Raw genomic sequence first — 16,823 nt, 5'->3', positions numbered from 1 at the left:
CGTGGATCGAAAAACGTCCTCGGGGTCATCTAGTTGCTTGGGAACTAGATCCAGAAAATAATAAAAAATACTAATTTTATATTTTTTAGTGAACGCTTAGGCGATATTACTACCGATTCTAAAGGGGATGCTATTTTTACACTGAATCTTGAAAAATATTATAATGCTACTTTTAATTTGACACTTTCAGTAGATGGATTTGAGCCTGATTCAGGAAGAAGTGTAAATGCAAATAAATCCATCATAGTTTCACCGCTAGATTACATAATAGGCTTTAAAAGTGATAGTGATTTAAAATATATCAAAAGAGGAACTACTTCAAAAATAGAGTTCATTGCTATATCAAATAAAGCAGATAAAGTAGCAGTTCCTGATTTGAGTCTTACTTTAAAGAAAATTAATCATGTAAATAATTTAGTTGCTGATGGTGGGGGTAATTATTCCTATAAATCAGTTCCTATTGAGACGAATATATCTTCTGATAAAATCGATATTACAGCAGAAGACGGCTTTGTTTATAATATATCTACTAAAGAAGCAGGCGATTACGTTATTTATTTAACAGATAAAGATGGAACTATATTCGCTCAAAGCGAGTTTTCGGTAATAGGTGAGGGCAATGTTACGGCTAACCTAACTGAAAAGGCTAATTTAACAGTTAATCTTGATCAAGATTCTTATGAAGCTGGTGATACGATTCTTTTAAATATTATTACTCCTTATACAGGATATGGATTAATTACTATTGAAACTGATAAGATGCATAATTTTACTTGGTTTAAAACAGATGAAAATAACACTATTCAGGAAATCAAAATACCTAATGACTTTGAAGGCAAAGGATATGTAAACGTACAATTCGTTAGGGATCTAGACGCTAAAGAAATATTTATGTCGCCATTTAGTTATGCAGTAGTACCTTTCACCTCTGATGTACATAAACATAATCAAGAAATTGAACTAGCACTTCCTACAAAGATAAAATCAGGTGAGAAACTAACAATTAATTATAGTACTAAAAATCCTGGTAAAATTGTAATATTTGCCGTTGATGAAGGAATATTATCGTTTGCTGGTTATTAAACACCTGATCCACTTAATTATTTTATAGGTAATAGAGCCCTTGAGGTAACCACATCACAAATTATGGATTTAATATTGCCAGAAAGCTCATTTTTAATGAAAGCTATGGCAGCACCTCCAGGTGATTATGCTATGGATATTAGCAGAAACCTTAATCCATTTAAAAGAAAAGATCAGCCTCCCGTAGTATTCTGGTCAGGAATTTTAGATGCAGATCTTGATAAAAGAGAAATTAAATTTGATATTCCAAGCTACTTTAACGGCACTTTAAGAGTTATGGCAGTATCAGCAAGTCTTGAAGCTGCTGGAGCTTTCAAATCTGATGTTTTAGTACAATCAGATATTATTATTACTCCAAACTTACCTTTATTTGTAGCTCCAGATGATGAATTTACAGTACCGGTAACAATATTTAATAATTTAAAAGATTCAAGAAACGCTCAAGTTTTTGTAAATATTGAGACAAGCAATGGGCTTAAAATCCTAGAATATCCTAATGAAATACAGATTGATGAAAATAAAGAAGCTACTATTAATGTTAAATTAAAAGCAACAGATAAGCTTGGTTCGGCTGACTTCAAGGTTACAGCTTCTATAAATCACCTTAAACCTGATATTATCTCTTTGGCTGTAGTACATAGCTCTGAAATTACCACAACAACTAGCGTACGTCCGCCTATGCCTAACGTTACAACAGTTGATACTGGCTTTGCTGCTGGTAATAATATTACTTTAAAAATCGCAAGAGATTTATATCCGGAATTTGCTAAATTACAAATTTCTGCTTCTAAATCACCGCTTGCTATTATTTCTGGTTTTAGAGATTTCTTAAATAATTATCCTTATGGCTGCACTGAGCAATTAATAAGCCAAAATTTTGCTAATGTTTTATTATATGATCAGCAAAATCTAGTTACCATACTACAAACAGATCGTAAGAAAATGGATGAGTCATTATCTAAAGCTTTTCAAATGCTATCAGAACGTCAAAATTATGATGGTGGGTTTAAATATTGGAATAATGTTAGCGATAATTCTGATCCATTCATTTCTGTTTATGCTATGCATTTTTTAACCGAAGCAGCTAGTAAATATTTAGCCGTTCCTAGCGATACATTCAATCAAGGTATATATTATTTAGAGAATATGGCGAATAGGTCTATTAGTTCCTTAAATGAAGCCAGAGAAAAAGCCTATGCCGTTTATATTTTGACTAGAAATAATGTGATTACCACAAGCTATATCGCAAATATCTTAAAATATTTAGAAGAATATCAACAAGATAAATGGCATAGTGATTTAACTGCTGTTTATTTAGCTGCTAGCTATAAAATGCTACAAATGAATGAAGAAGCAAATAAATTATTAGATAAGTTTACGTTAGATAAATCTACAATATTAAAAACAGATTATCTATATTATAGTCCGCTAATAAAATATAGTGAGTATTTATATCTGATCTCTTTACATTTCCCTGAAAGACTAAAAAGCTTTGATCAGAAAGTTGTAGAGGATATAGCAAATTTTGCTAAAGATAATTATAATACTCTATCAGCAAGCTACGCAATTATGGCAAGTATTACTTATGCTGATAAAATAAATAACGCAGATGAAAATACTATTAAAGTAAATTATTCTAACCAAGAAGTTGTTTTAGAAAATAACAAAATAATGCAAGCTAGTTTCCTAATAAATGAAGCTAAAGAAGTTAATTTAACTTCAACAAATAATGGCTTTTTCTATCAGCTTTTAACTTCAGGGTATGATAAAGTTTTAAAAGAAAATAAAGAGATTGTAAAAGGTATAGAGATAACTAAAAAATATCTGGATGAGAATAATAAAGAGATAAATAAAGTAAAATTAGGTGATAATGTCACAGTAAAAATTACTATGCGTTCTAATAGTACTAATGCCTTAAATAATATGGTGATCCTTGATTTATTACCAGCAGGCTTTGAGCTTTTACCAGATAATAATATAAATATTTTAGAACTTGATAAACAGGCAATGATTTGGAGACCGATATATACAAATCGACGTGATGATAGAATAATGATTTTTGGCACTATTCCTAACCATGAAATGACTTATCAATATAAAATTAAAGCCATCAATAAAGGAATATTTACACTTCCTGCTATTTATAGTGAATCTATGTATGACCCTAAAACTTACTATAGAGGAGTTATAGGTAGTATTATTATAGAATAATTAAATTATTAATAATTGCTAATAATTATCATCTAAGGTTATTAAAAATAATTAACCCCCATCCTTGACTTTTTTCAATAATTACCATATTTTATGGTAATTATCATATTTAGTGATAACAATTGAATTAAAATAAGGAATTAAAAATGCTGGTTACATTTGAAAATATAGAACAAATTTATAAATTACTAACTACTACTGATTTAAGTACTTTAACAATAAGTACAGAAAACCTTAAAATTTTATTAGCATATAACCAGTTATTAGATGATACAGAATATAATGAAGAAAACCGAAAGCAACTAAAGAAATTACTACAAGATAATTTCAATGAAATAAACTCAAGTAAAGTAGCTGAAACAATAAATGACCACAGAGCCAAATTCACAGGTAATATAGATGAACACTTGCACGAAGCAAGGCTAGATTGCATTAATTATTTACTTCCTAAAATATATGAATTGTCTGAAGCCCCTGAGATAAAAGCAGCATTAAAGGATAGATCTCTACCTTTAGATAATATAGATGAAAAATTATATGAAGAAATACTACCACACATTAATGAGTTACTTCCTAAAATATGTAATTCGCATGAAATATCTCAAATAAAAAAATTATTTAATAAGGAACCTCTACTTTCAAAGGACATAGATCAAAGCTTATACGAGGAAATACTGCCATATACTAAGTTACTTTCTAAAATGTACAATGTAGATGAAGCAGTATTAGCTAAACGACTAGCAACTTATTTTTCAAATATAGAGGAAGTTAAAGGATATTTAGAAACAGTAAATTATACAAATTCTGACACTATATTATGGAGTTTTCAAGACGAGCAAAAGCCAGATTCTTCTAATAACACTAAACCTATTATTGCTTTAAGTTATAATGCAGAAGTAGGAGGGGATACAGCAGAGGAAGCCAAAGAACGTATAATGGAACAAGACGGGAATGTTATATATATAGATTATAGAAAGATTGTGCCATTAAACACTAAAACTTAATCTATAGAAAAGATTTTAGAAGCTGGAAAAGCAAAAGAAATGCTTCAGAACGTTGATGGTCTGATAATTCCTGGTAATGAAGCAGCAGTTTATCCTGAATTATTTGATAGTAAAGAAAATTTTGGTGAAACTGATAAAGAACGCTCAATAGCAGAAAGTATATTGATAGATGTTGCTATACAAAAAGGTATACCAATAACAGGAATATGCGGTGGGCATCAACTTATAAATGTATATTTTGGAGGTAAATTAGCTAATGTTGATGAGCTAGATTATTCAAAAGTTAGGATTGATAAAGATTTAGAATTAGCCCGTATTACTAAAAATTCATCTATTGTTGAAGATTTAGAATCAGCCCATCTACCACCTCAAAAATTTTGGGCTTCTCATAAACAAATAGTAAAAAAAATTGGTAATTTAAACTTTATAAATCCAGTTGCAATGATAGAAAATGAAATAGTGGCAACTGAATCAGAGTTTGGAGCCCCAATTAAAACTTTTCAGTTCCATCCAGAAATATTATCTGAACAAAGTGAAATAGAATTAGAACGAAATAAAAAAATATTTAAAATATTTGTTGAGACTTGTAATAATTACCGAAATAAAAAAATAAATTTAGGAGAAATAAAGCAAGACATAGAAATAATTACTGAACCCCAAGATGATAACCATGAAAATGAAATATCAGTTGAAAACCTTAAGGATTTTAGAAATTCTATCAAGGAAATTTCTTCTAAAATTTCTACTAATAAATATTCTACTTTCGAAGAAATAGAAACAAATAATAAACGATTACAGCAAATTATCATCAGTAAAAAAATTAATCGTGATTTAAATGAAAAGGAAATAGCATTAATTAATTTAGGTGTAACTGCTAAACAATTTATAGAGCAAGATGATGATTTAATCTCGACATTATGTAATAATTTCTATGGGCTAAAAAGCTTAATAAAATTAGGATTTACCTTAGAAGAAATATTTAATAAGGATATTGAAGAACAAACGTTCCTGGTTCAAAATGGCTACAATGTAAAAACCTTAATAGACTTAGGAATTTCTTTAGAAACATTATTTAGTAAGGATACTGAAGAACAAAAATTCCTGATTCAATATGCTTTTAATATAAAATACTTAACAGAATTAGGATTTACTTTAGAAGAAATATTTAGTAAGGATACTGAAGAGCAAAAGTTCCTAATTCAAAACGGATATAATGTAAAAACCTTAGTAGAATTAGGGATTTCTTTAGAAACACTATTTAGTAAGGATACTGAAGAGCAAAAGTTCCTAATTCAAAACGGATATAATGTAAAAACCTTAACAGAATTAGGATTTACTTTAGAAGAAATATTTAGTAAGGATACTGAAGAGCAAAAGTTCCTAATTCAAAACGGATATAATGTAAAAACCTTAGTAGAATTAGGGATTTCTTTAGAAACACTATTTAGTAAGGATACTGAAGAGCAAAAGTTCCTAATTCAAAACGGATATAATGTAAAAACCTTAGTAGAATTAGAGATTTCTTTAGAAACATTATTTAGTAAAGATATAGAAGAACAAAAGTTCTTTATTCAAAATGGCTATAATATAAAAACCTTAACAGAGTTAGGTATTTCTTTAGAAACATTATTTAGTAAAGATATAGAAGAACAAAAGTTCCTGATTCAATATGGCTATAATGTAAAAACCTTAGTAGAATTAGGAATTTCTTTAGAAACATTATTTAGTAAAGATATAGAAGAACAAAAGTTCTTTATTCAATATGGTAACAATATAAAACTCTTAACAGAGTTAGGAATTTCTCTAGAAACATTATTTAGTAAGGATACTGAAGAGCAAAAGTTCTTTATTCAAAATGGCTATAATATAAAAACCTTAACAGAGTTAGGAATTTCTTTGTATTCTTACCTTTTATAGGTATAACATTACCTAGCATACATACTCAATTTAAAATTATAGTTACCAAATATAATATGCCAATTATTTAAATAAGTTGCATAAAATCGTTTTTTTAAGTATACTTTTCTTCTTTTAATTTAAACTTTTTTTATGTCACAAAAATTAGGATTTTGGGCAGTTTTTGCATTAGTTACCGGTAGTCAAATCGGTACTAGTGTTTTTATACTTCCTTTGAGTTTAGCACCTTACGGTATATATAGCATATGGGGATGGGTGCTTTCGCTATTCGGTGCTATGAGCATCGCACTTGTATTTTCATATCTATGTGCAAAATTTCCTAAGACAGGCGGCCCGCATGTTTATATTCGTGAAAGCTTTGGCGAAAAAGCCGCCTTTTTTGTTGGCTGGACTTATTGGGTTATATCATTTATTAGCACTAGTATAGTTGTAATCTCTGCTATAGGTTATCTCACTCCTTTCTTCAAATCACAAGCAATATTAGATTTAATATTACAGATAATATTACTAGCTGCCATTATGATCTTGAATTTAAAAGGTCCTGAAGTGGCAGGTAAAGCAGAATTTTATTTAACATTATTAAAATTCGTACCTTTATTAATAGTGGGAGTATGTGCGTTATCACATTTTAACATAGATAATATAGCTATTGCTGAGGAAGTAGAGAATTTAAGCGTTCCAACCATTATGGGTAGGGTAGCACTGCTTACTTTCTGGGGATTTATTGGGGTAGAGTGTGCAACAACTACGGCAGGCTCAGTAAAAAATCCTTCTAAGACTATCCCGAGGGCTATAATGCTTGGAACTTTCTGCGTTGCCGTGCTATATCTTATTAATAGTATCGGTATAATGGGTTTAATTCCTGCCTCAGAGCTAATTGTTTCAAAAGCTCCTTATACTAATGCCGCAGCTTTATTATTTGGCGGTAAATGGTCTAGTGTGATTTCTGTTATTGCTTCTATTATTTGCATTGGCACGCTTAATGCCTGGGTACTAACTAGTGGGCAGATTGCTTTAGGGCTTGCCGAAGATGGTTTATTGCCAAAATTTTTTGCTAAGAAAAATAGTAATAATGCACCAGTGTGGGGAATCATTGTAAGTTGCCTTGGCATCGTGCCGTTATTAGTATTTACAGCGAATGATAATTTTGCTGAGCAGATTACCAAAATAATAGATTTCTCGGCAATAGCGTTTTTATTCGTTTATTTAATTTGTAGCTTAGCGTTTTTAAAAGTAATTCTTAGTTCAAAGAAAAATTTTTCTTATTATTATTTATTGATTGCCATAATATCAATCGTTTTTTGTGCTTGGGTTATTTATGAAACACCTATTAAAACATTAATCATAGCTAGTGCTTTTACTATAGCCGGCATTCCTTTATATTATTTATGGTATAAAGGTAGAAAATAGCTTTTTGGTGAGGGCAATGCCATGACTTGTCATATTGTCGTATGGCTTCGATATCATTCCCAGTAACGGCAGAATCCAGTTCTTTTATTGTCATACCGTGATTTACTCTATAGTACCGGACAGTTTTTATTTATGTCATTCCCGCTTTTAGCTAGGAATGACATAAATAAGTTAATATTTTAGAGTTTTTTTAATATATTACGTTACAGTAAAAATTCCTATTGACTTTTATATAAAAAGGTATTAAATTTTTTATAAAGAATTTTATGCTAGACTACGCAAAAGAACAAAGAAATTTAACAAGAGAACAAAAAGAAGACATAGGCTTACTATCTATCGGTACATTTCTAGAATATTTTGACCTAATGCTATATGTACATATGGCTGTACTTTTAAATGAATTATTTTATCCAAAAGCTGATGCACATGTTGCGGCTCTTTATACTGCTGCTGCTTTTTGCTCAACTTATTTACTAAGACCTGTTGGAGCTTTAATATTTGGATGGATAGGCGATAATATAGGAAGAAAAAGTACTGTGGTAATAACTACTGCTTTAATGTCTATTTCATGTGTTGCTATGGCTACTTTTCCTACTTATGCACAGATTGGTACAAGTGCTGCATGGGTAATAACAATATGCCGGATTATTCAAGGCATGTCTTCTATGGGGGAAGTAATAGGAGCGGAACTTATATATAACTGAGATAACAAAACCACCAATACAATATCCAGCCGTTGCAATAGTTACTATTTTTTCAAGCTTAGGAGGATTTATTGCTTTAGGTATTGCTGATCTAGCTATAAATGGGAGTTTTAACTGGCGTATAGCTTTTTGGATGGGAGCAGTTATAGCTATTATAGGAGCAATTGCTCGAACTCATCTACGCGAAACGCCAGAATTTGTTGATGCAAAACGTCAATTAAAAAAATCTCTTGAATTAGCATCGCATAAAATTGATATAAATACCGAAAAATTAGAAAATAATTTAGCATGGAAAGAAAAAGTTAAACAAAAAAATTCCTTAGCCCTTTTTCTGATACAATGTGCATGGTCTATATGTTTTTATATAATTTATTTTCATTGTGGAAATGTACTAAAAACTAATTTTAATTTTACTTCAGAAGAAGTTATTCATCAAAATTTTATTGTCTCAATATTTCAAGTTTTAGGTTTTGCATTATGGACTTATTTAAGTTGTTATGTATACCCTTTGACACTTCTAAAGTATAAAGTAGTAATATTTACTCTCATTGCTCTTATTCTTCCTTATTCCTTAAGTACTATAACGACTTCTTCTGGAGTATTAATAATGCAAATATTACTTGTAATGTTTTCTTTAACCTACTCTTCAGCCATGCCTATTTTTTATAAACATTTTCCTGTATTTAAACGTTTTACTTATGCAAGTTTTATATATGCTTTATCACGAGCTTTCATATATGCTATTACTTCATTTGGATTAATTTATCTTACAAAATATTTCGGGCACTTAGGAATAATTGTTGTAACTATTCCTGTAGTTATAGGGTTTATTTGGGGAGTTTTGCATTTTGAAAAATTAGAAAAAGAAACAGGTAATTATTCTATTAAAACACTCTATAATTTTGGTTTTCAGAAAGCACAATAGATAAATTTTGATAACATATATTGGTTAAATATTTTGTTATCTGAGGCATTTCTAGATACATGCTAAAAGATGTAAAACTTATTAAACTTTCTTCTATAATATTTTTAGCTTTCTCAGGTGATTTTGCACCTAAGGTTTGTAAGTTATGTATTCTATCAAATAATTTTATTAATACTGTATCATATCTTTTTTGTTTAACTAATATATTTAAACTTTCTTCTGCACTAATCTTGCCGTAAGGTTTAATACGAGTTTAAGCCCTCTACATGCTTTGCTACTTCTTGGTTAAAGATTTCAGCAATCATTTCTTCCGTAAGTTTTGTATCTTCAATAGTATCATGAAGTAGGGCTGCTTGTAGCATTACAGCAATGTAAAGCTTAGGTACTTCCATTGCTGTAAATTCTGCAAGCATAATCGCCACTTCAATCGGATGAGAATAATAAGGATCACCTGACTTACGCATTTGTAAGCCATGATACTTTCGGGCATAATAAATACCCTTTTTGACTTCGGAAATAGCAATAGGGTTATTTACTTTGGTATTTAGATATTCAAGTTTATCAAGTAGTTTTTTAGCATAAACACAGCTTTCAAACTTTTCTTTCCAACGGCTTAAATCTTCCATAAAAGTTATATCTTTAAATTAATTATTTTTATTTGCTTCTGCTTCTTGTTGTAATTTATACTCTGCCGCTTTTTCTTCCATATAGTTGAAAAAGAAATAACAGAAAATTATAAAACTAGTCAAAAGAATTGCGAAAGTTATTAATATTACTTTCAGTTCTTTTTTTGAATTTTCGGCTTTTAATCGTTTTTCTTCCTCTTCATCGAACTCAAACTCAGGCATTAAAGTTTGTTCTTCTTCGTTATTTTTCATATATTAACTCTTTTAAATTATTCTTATGTTTAATGGCGGAGCTTAAATATTAATTTAGTTTAATTAAAACAAGTTATAGAAATAATTAAACTAAGTCAACAATTTTAATTGTTAGTTGTAAAATAGCATAGGTAATAGTACCGATTAAACTACTTAAGGCTTTTTCAGCTTTAATTGAAAGCTCTGCCTTATCTGCCCCTCGCTTTTAAACCGAAGCTTTTGAGTATGTAGATTATTATTGTTTTTGTTAGGATTTTGTTGTTGTAGATATTGCTCATAAGCTCTAATACAACGAGCTAAATCATAACTACCATTAATAGTAAAATGTTAGATTTAAATAGCTGCTGAACCCGACTAGTAGTTAAACCTAGTGCTTTAGATATATCAGCTACTGTACAGTTAGTAAAATTCATTATTGCAATTAATAATTTAATATTTTACTAAATATTTGAAACAATATATATTGTATTATTTGCTGACATAATATTTTTATGAACCCATTTAAGTTAATTTATAAATTTTGTTCCTATCCTCAGATTAAATTTTGGTTACAGGTGCTTCATGCAGTAATAGGATTGTACCTCACATTATACGCTTTGGCTTTTGCTAGGTATGAATTTACTCTTTTTTCTATAGATAATAAAGTTGTAAATTTAGTAACACTTGCAGAAGGACAAAACGTAAATTTGTATTAGAAAGAATACCATCTTTTCAAAAGATAAAAGTTCCTACAGAACCTTATATTTAGTATTATCAAATCACTTATACCAGCTTATGACGATATCAATTTTGATCTTTGGAAAGAATTAAGTATTTTAGTCGCTTACTATAAAAATGATTTAAAAAGCCTTACCTTAAATGGTATAAACTTAAGTGGGATGGGTAAATTATATTATGATATAAGTTTTAAAAACTCTTACTTTGAAAAAGTAAGCTTCATTAAAGCAGTTTTAAATTTTAATGATTTTCAATATAGCAAATTTATTGACACAGAGTTTCGTGGTGCAGATCTTAGAGAAAGTAATTTATGTGGAGCAAAACTGTACCAAACCTCATATTTCGATACGGATTTTAGTTACACTAATTTAATAGGAGTAGATTTATCTAATATAATAGTATTACCTCATACAATTGAATCAGTTGTTCACTTAGAAAATGCTTATTATAATTCTCAAACCATTAAAATGACTTCTGAATTTGAAATTTTTAATTTTTTAGCTTTACATTTTCCTACTTGTATAGATTTTACAATTGAGGGTTTTCCACCTACAAAATTCCCTCAGGGTTTTGATCCTGAAATATATGGTATGATTGATATGTCTAAACCTAAAAACCTTCTAAAGCCATTCAATAAAAGGCAATAAAATATTTCGCTTTTTGCTCTTAATGGTCAACTCAAAATCCTTATGCTTATAAGCATTCTACGCTCTCAATGCTCAAAACGAAGCGAAATGGTTATAAAATTTCTATCGCTAGGAGGGTAAGTTACCCGCAGCCAAAAAGTCTAGGAAGTACCTTGAGTTATAATGGTATAGATGATAAGCTTTCTAAAAAGCTTTTAGACTTTATAAACATAACGACAAATGCGTATAAAATTTTTAAAGGTTCGACAATTCAATAGATTATATAATGCAAAATTTACTAAAACTGAAATATCAGGCAATTTACAAACAGAAAATATTTAAATTTATAATATTTTCAACGATTTTTAAAATCAACTCAACTACTAAAAGTTTTATAAACAACGAAAAAAGCATCTTTTATGAGAAATTATCTTTTCCTACAATAAATTCTATTATGCAGTAAAATTTACAAGCAGCATAGAAATTTAAAGGGTGGAGCAAGCTACTCGCCTTATATCACCGTTTCTTAAACTATTTGCTTGCTGCTTTAATCCTTGGATAGATGATAAGCTTTCTAAAAAGCTCTTAGACTTCATAAATATAACAACAAATGCGTATGAAACTTTTAAAGGTTTGAAAATGGACGAAAAAAGAGAATTTTTAAATTTTGTATTTTCACACCTAAGTTTGAGGGGCAGAAAACTTGATTATTCTCTGGCTTTTCCGTTCGATAAACTACAAGAAATAGCTAATTGTCCCACGTGGCGGGGCGTAGTGGACAATTTCAGAACCACGATAGACATAAAATTACTGATTATTCAAACGCTTACAGTCTATTACTAAAGCTCTGTAACCTGATATTGTAAATCCATATTTTTACCACAAAAAGCTAGAGAAAGTTTAATGATCTTTTTGACGTGAGAATGTTCTTTAACCTTTACATCATATTGCTTATCTATAATCTGTTTTAATCCCATTTGGACTACCTAGGCTAAATCTTCTGTATTTTTGGCAATCTTGTACTCAATAATGATGGCATTATCTTCCCTGCCAGCTTTAGGAATCATAATAATATCAGCTCTGCCACTACCTGACTCCTGTTCACTGGTTATGATGTAGCTAGAAGATAACATGTTAACAAGTCCTAGCATAAAACCACTATAAAATAACTCGGCTTTTTTATTTCCTGTTTGATGGAAACTGGTAGAATTTTGTAACAAATCTTGCAATCGTTCTTCAAATTCCTCTAAGCGGTAGGCAGGTAATAAACTAGCAAGAGGAAAATACAGAGAAGTATCAACTTGTAACTTATTACTAACCCATTGTAATAATCTGCTTTCATATATAAATTTTACTTCTTCATTAGGCACAGATAATTCGTAAATATTTTTTGCCGACTCTATAACAGTTGGATTTAAGTAACCGCTAAATAGCAATAGGCTGAATAATCCTGATCGTGAGTTAATATCATTGAAACTTATTTGTTTAGTAATCGAGGAAACAATAATTTTACCGCTAGCAAGTTGTTGCAAGTCTTCTTGCATTTCATCTGACAATAATGCCTTATCAACTAAACCAGTCCCACCACTATCTAACCAGTAATGATCAAGCTCGCCATTACGAGCAAGACATTGCATAATTGACCACGGATTATATATAACCTCGTCACCAAATGTATAACCATTATACCAATTCTTAATTTCTTCAGGATTGGTTTTAGTGGGGACAACAGTTAATAATGCATCAACTTCTGTTTGTGTAAAGCCATAAAATTTAGCAAATTTTTTATCAAGTAAAGTATATTCACTAACATTATTCAAATCAGAAAACAAATTAGCTTTAGCAACTCGTAATATGCCAGTTATTACTCCTTTTTCTACACAAGTATTACCTTTTAGGCTGCTGCCAAACATGCCACGAAATAATTCAAGAACTTGTTCAAACTCTTTTGATTTATCACTAAATTTAATATAGGCACTATTAATCGGTGTATCATACTCATCAATCAATATATAAACTTTTTGATTAAAATGTTTATATAATAGTTCGCTTAAAAAGCCTAGACTATCTTTAAGATATTCTTTATCAAATTTTCCTGTAAAATATCGGTTTAATTTTTCCTTTTGTACGTCATCCAGTAAATTTGTATCTTTTGCTATATAATGCTTTAAATAACGATGTTTTCCAAATAACTTAGTAACTTGATTCTTTATTCCGCTCTCAACGTCTTGGTAATTGCTACCCTTTACATCTTTAAAACTTATAGAAATAACTGGAAATTGACCTTGACGTTTCATGCTCCTTACTACATCCGCAATTTTTAAAGGCTGTAATTCTTTGTTTTCATCAAAGCCTAAATCTACTATACCGCCAGTAAAGAGTTTATGATTTACCCTCTTTTCTTGAGGTAAAGGCTTACCTCTCTCATCCACCTCTATTTCAAAGAACTTCTTGATCATATCCATGTTCAAGCTTTTACCCCAACGTCTTGGTCGAGTTATAAGTATTACGCTGCCACTATCTTCAATAATCTCTTTAACTAGTAAACTTTTATCAACAAAAATATCACTATTGAACAATAGACTTTTAAAATCATCGTCTCCGACTCTCATTTTAGGTATTACTATATTTTCAGATGTTAATTCGCTTTCTTTATTCATTATATTATTCCAAATAGTTTCATTCTATGAGATTTAGTTGGGCAGTAATTATTCTCCTTGCCAATAAAGATCAACACACTGCTAATATTTAAGGCTAGTATTAAAATGATGTTAAAATTTTATCTAGAATTTATAGACTGTGGATTATTATAAAGTGTAATTAACTGAAATACAATTTATATAACCCAATCACAACCAATCAATCCAACATCTTGTGCTTGCTCACGTTCTTGTCCTTGCATTTGATCCAAATCTTGGGTTTGATACGCAGTATAGGGTACTACTTCACTGTCTTTTTCATCTTTTAAATTCGTATATTCTTGTTTTGTCTTTGTCTGATCAAATTTTACCTTATCTAAGAACTCTTGAATTATTGCAATTTGTTGATTATGTAGCTCTTCATATAAACTTATCACAGACGGCAGGCTTTCTTGTACAATAAGTTCTTGATATGACTTAGGCTATTAAACTAATAGCTTCATTGATTATTCTGCCATTTAGATAAAATAATTGATTGCAAGATAATGACGATTCTCTATGATTTATTAATTCACTTGTTAAATTAGATATTCCTTCTGCTATTAAGATATAACCAACTTGTTTCATGATAAGAGATAAAAAAGGAAACTCTTCTGCAGTTTTAAGTAAAGATAAACCATTATATACTTGTTTCGTTATATTCTCAATAGTTTCGTCAGTTAGTTCTTGTACGGTATTCAACCCATATATATTACCTAAACCGATATGCTCTAATTCCGCTATTTCAACACTAGTAATCACTTCTTTGTTAGAGTCAATTTTCTGAAAATATTTAGATTCGGAGCTTCTACTCTTAATTATCAAGTCCCCTGTTGCACTGCTAAGCTTCTTGATAAGCTCATCTATATTGTCTTGCTGAATCTTTAAACATACTAATTTAGAGTATAAATGTTTTAATAACAAGTTCCTTTGTAGTAACTCTTCTTGATAAGATTTTTTATTTCCACTATGAGTAGTCTCCTCTTTTATTGCTTCTCTTGCCATTGGCACAATAGCTCCTTCTTGTTCAAGAAATAACATTTTAGCTAATTGCTCCATTTGTTCAACCTGATCTATTTGTTTTTGTTGATTATGACAATATTTTGTAAGCAACCATATTATATTATATGGTATCTTATCGCCTAAAGGGTCATCATATAATATGCTAATATGATCATTATCTTTTAATATATAGATTGTTATAATGTCATCTATATCCTCTGTGTTTTGATCATTATTGTTCTTGTTATAGTAGTGCATACAAATAGGTTTATTATTGATATCGTTTTGATATTTATTTAGAAGTTCTGCTAGCTCTATTATACCATGTATCTTATGAACAACTTCTTGATCATATTCTTTTGACTTAAGGTGGAAATAGTCTGTATCTGTAGCTCTATAGACTATTGAAGCTTTTAGGCTAGTGTGGTTTAACATATCTTGATTACTATCCTTAGAAGATTCAGGTAATAATATTAGATCAAAATCATTATTGATTTTAAAAAATTCTCTTAGATAATTAATTTCTTTCTCTAAAGGTTTTTTTGCCCTTTCAAGGCACTCTCTAGCGATATCTTTATAATTTGCAGGGTGTATTGATGATTCTGGCTCTTTAATAATGAATGTTCCTTGAGATATAGCAGTAAATATTGAGGTGAACTTTTTTATTAGATGCCAGCTACGTTCTATCTCCACTTCAAAGAGTATTATATCAGCACTAGGTAATATTTCTGTGCTACCGCTTAGAAAAATAGCCTGTTTTAATGCATCTTCAGCTTTAGATAATTTATTATTGCGTAAATTATTTTTCTGTACTAAATACTCGGCTTGTTTTATCCTATGATAAGGATTGTGAATGATTCTCTCTGCTTCTGCTATACTACCATTAGTTTCTATTCCATCTTGATAGACCTTTTGCCCCTTTATCAAGATTTTTGCTTCTTCTGTGAATTTTACAAATACTTGCTCTGCTATAGCTTTGAGAGAAGAATGTTGTTCTGACTTTAGCTTTTTTTCTTGAGTAATTGTTTCTAATTCAGGTAAATTGTTGGCTTTAAGCTCTTGTCGTTCCAACCAAAAAGCCCAATATTCTTTTAGGTCTTCTAGTACAAAATGAAATCCTTCAATATGTTTATTCTTTTCTCGTAACTCTTGATACAAATTAGAAAAACAATGAAATAATTTATCCTGAAGATCAAGTTCTACTACTTTATCTAAAATATTCTGCACTCTTAATTTTTCTACTTCATTTCTAAACTCTTTTACTTCATGAATCTTAATATCTTCCAGTGGTTTTGTTATACCTAAACTTCTAATCTCACTTTCTCTAATAATTAATTGTCCACTGCCGGTGCTACCTTGTCTAGCTGTTCGACCAAATGCTTGATCTTCTACTCTTTGGTTAGATGGCAGAAAAGTAATGCAAACATGTAATCCACCATATTGATTCAGCTCTTCGACTGTCTCTAAATCTGTTCCTCTACCAGCTATATTGGTCGCTATAATTACATCTCTAGAACTTACCCTATCCTTGGTAATTTTTGCGTCATCTTCATCAACATAAGTTTTAATTGTATTAATAGCATTTTTATCTAAGCTTTTAAATAATTCTAAGCTTTGTTTTATTATTTTAACATCTTGAATAGTTTCACAAATAACCAGCACTGCTCT

At 29.9% G+C, this 16,823-nt stretch carries 9 protein-coding genes and 3 pseudogenes; 6 read left to right on the top strand and 6 right to left on the bottom strand.

Annotation, left to right across the window (positions count from 1 at the left end):
• Positions 1-81: 81 nt before the first annotated feature.
• From AAHF54_RS03900 to AAHF54_RS03880, 5 genes and pseudogenes are all read left to right on the top strand, one after another.
• Positions 82-3,294: pseudogene (locus AAHF54_RS03900) on the top strand (alpha-2-macroglobulin family protein); the annotation flags it as partial.
• A gap of 146 nt (positions 3,295-3,440) precedes the next feature.
• The gene (locus AAHF54_RS03895) at positions 3,441-4,298 is read left to right on the top strand and encodes a hypothetical protein (protein WP_342169810.1); all 858 of its coding nucleotides are present in this window, start codon (positions 3,441-3,443) and stop codon (positions 4,296-4,298) included.
• Between the two features lie 39 nt (positions 4,299-4,337).
• A complete protein-coding gene (locus tag AAHF54_RS03890) occupies positions 4,338-6,215 on the top strand; it encodes a gamma-glutamyl-gamma-aminobutyrate hydrolase family protein (RefSeq protein WP_342169809.1) in 1,878 nt (625 codons plus the stop codon).
• A gap of 132 nt (positions 6,216-6,347) precedes the next feature.
• Positions 6,348-7,625: an APC family permease gene (locus AAHF54_RS03885; RefSeq protein ID WP_341794270.1), complete on the top strand. Its 1,278-nt coding sequence runs from the start codon at positions 6,348-6,350 to the stop codon at positions 7,623-7,625.
• A gap of 266 nt (positions 7,626-7,891) precedes the next feature.
• Positions 7,892-9,254 (top strand): annotated as a pseudogene (locus AAHF54_RS03880) (MFS transporter).
• Here AAHF54_RS03880 and AAHF54_RS03875 read toward each other — a convergent pair.
• Together AAHF54_RS03875 and AAHF54_RS03870 are read right to left on the bottom strand one after the other, a co-directional pair.
• A pseudogene (locus AAHF54_RS03875) lies at positions 9,214-9,880 on the bottom strand (HD domain-containing protein). The pseudogenes AAHF54_RS03880 and AAHF54_RS03875 overlap by 41 nt on opposite strands.
• A gap of 18 nt (positions 9,881-9,898) precedes the next feature.
• The gene (locus AAHF54_RS03870; protein WP_341788006.1) at positions 9,899-10,132 is read right to left on the bottom strand and encodes a hypothetical protein; all 234 of its coding nucleotides are present in this window, start codon (positions 10,130-10,132) and stop codon (positions 9,899-9,901) included.
• A gap of 878 nt (positions 10,133-11,010) precedes the next feature.
• Between AAHF54_RS03870 and AAHF54_RS03865 the strand changes: the two genes are divergently transcribed.
• Positions 11,011-11,496, top strand: a complete 486-nt coding sequence (locus AAHF54_RS03865; RefSeq protein ID WP_342169808.1) for a pentapeptide repeat-containing protein — start codon at positions 11,011-11,013, stop codon at positions 11,494-11,496.
• Positions 11,497-12,314: 818 nt separating this feature from the next.
• On the opposite strand, the gene AAHF54_RS03860 is transcribed toward AAHF54_RS03865, so the two are convergent.
• The 4 genes from AAHF54_RS03860 to AAHF54_RS03845 form a co-directional block, all read right to left on the bottom strand.
• Positions 12,315-12,452, bottom strand: a complete 138-nt coding sequence (locus AAHF54_RS03860; protein WP_342169807.1) for a hypothetical protein — start codon at positions 12,450-12,452, stop codon at positions 12,315-12,317.
• A gap of 9 nt (positions 12,453-12,461) precedes the next feature.
• Positions 12,462-14,135 (bottom strand): AAA family ATPase, encoded by a 1,674-nt coding sequence (locus tag AAHF54_RS03855; RefSeq protein WP_342169806.1) that lies wholly within the window; start codon positions 14,133-14,135, stop codon positions 12,462-12,464.
• Positions 14,136-14,311: 176 nt separating this feature from the next.
• Positions 14,312-14,551: a hypothetical protein gene (locus AAHF54_RS03850; protein ID WP_342169805.1), complete on the bottom strand. Its 240-nt coding sequence runs from the start codon at positions 14,549-14,551 to the stop codon at positions 14,312-14,314.
• Positions 14,552-14,591: 40 nt separating this feature from the next.
• Positions 14,592-16,817: a hypothetical protein gene (locus AAHF54_RS03845; RefSeq protein WP_342169804.1), complete on the bottom strand. Its 2,226-nt coding sequence runs from the start codon at positions 16,815-16,817 to the stop codon at positions 14,592-14,594.
• Positions 16,818-16,823: the final 6 nt, after the last annotated feature.

The organism is Rickettsia endosymbiont of Seladonia tumulorum (assembly GCF_964030815.1).
In the GTDB taxonomy this organism is placed as follows: domain Bacteria; phylum Pseudomonadota; class Alphaproteobacteria; order Rickettsiales; family Rickettsiaceae; genus Rickettsia.
This window is presented reverse-complemented; position numbering and strand designations above follow the sequence as displayed.

Coding starts and splice junctions, on each gene's coding strand:
- AAHF54_RS03855 (WP_342169806.1), bottom strand. CDS start 14,135: ATGAATAAAGAAAGCGAATTAACATCTGAAAATATAGTAATACCTAAA.
- AAHF54_RS03860 (WP_342169807.1), bottom strand. CDS start 12,452: ATGGGATTAAAACAGATTATAGATAAGCAATATGATGTAAAGGTTAAA.
- AAHF54_RS03870 (WP_341788006.1), bottom strand. CDS start 10,132: ATGAAAAATAACGAAGAAGAACAAACTTTAATGCCTGAGTTTGAGTTC.
- AAHF54_RS03895 (WP_342169810.1), top strand. CDS start 3,441: ATGCTGGTTACATTTGAAAATATAGAACAAATTTATAAATTACTAACT.
- AAHF54_RS03885 (WP_341794270.1), top strand. CDS start 6,348: ATGTCACAAAAATTAGGATTTTGGGCAGTTTTTGCATTAGTTACCGGT.
- AAHF54_RS03865 (WP_342169808.1), top strand. CDS start 11,011: ATGGGTAAATTATATTATGATATAAGTTTTAAAAACTCTTACTTTGAA.
- AAHF54_RS03890 (WP_342169809.1), top strand. CDS start 4,338: ATGCTTCAGAACGTTGATGGTCTGATAATTCCTGGTAATGAAGCAGCA.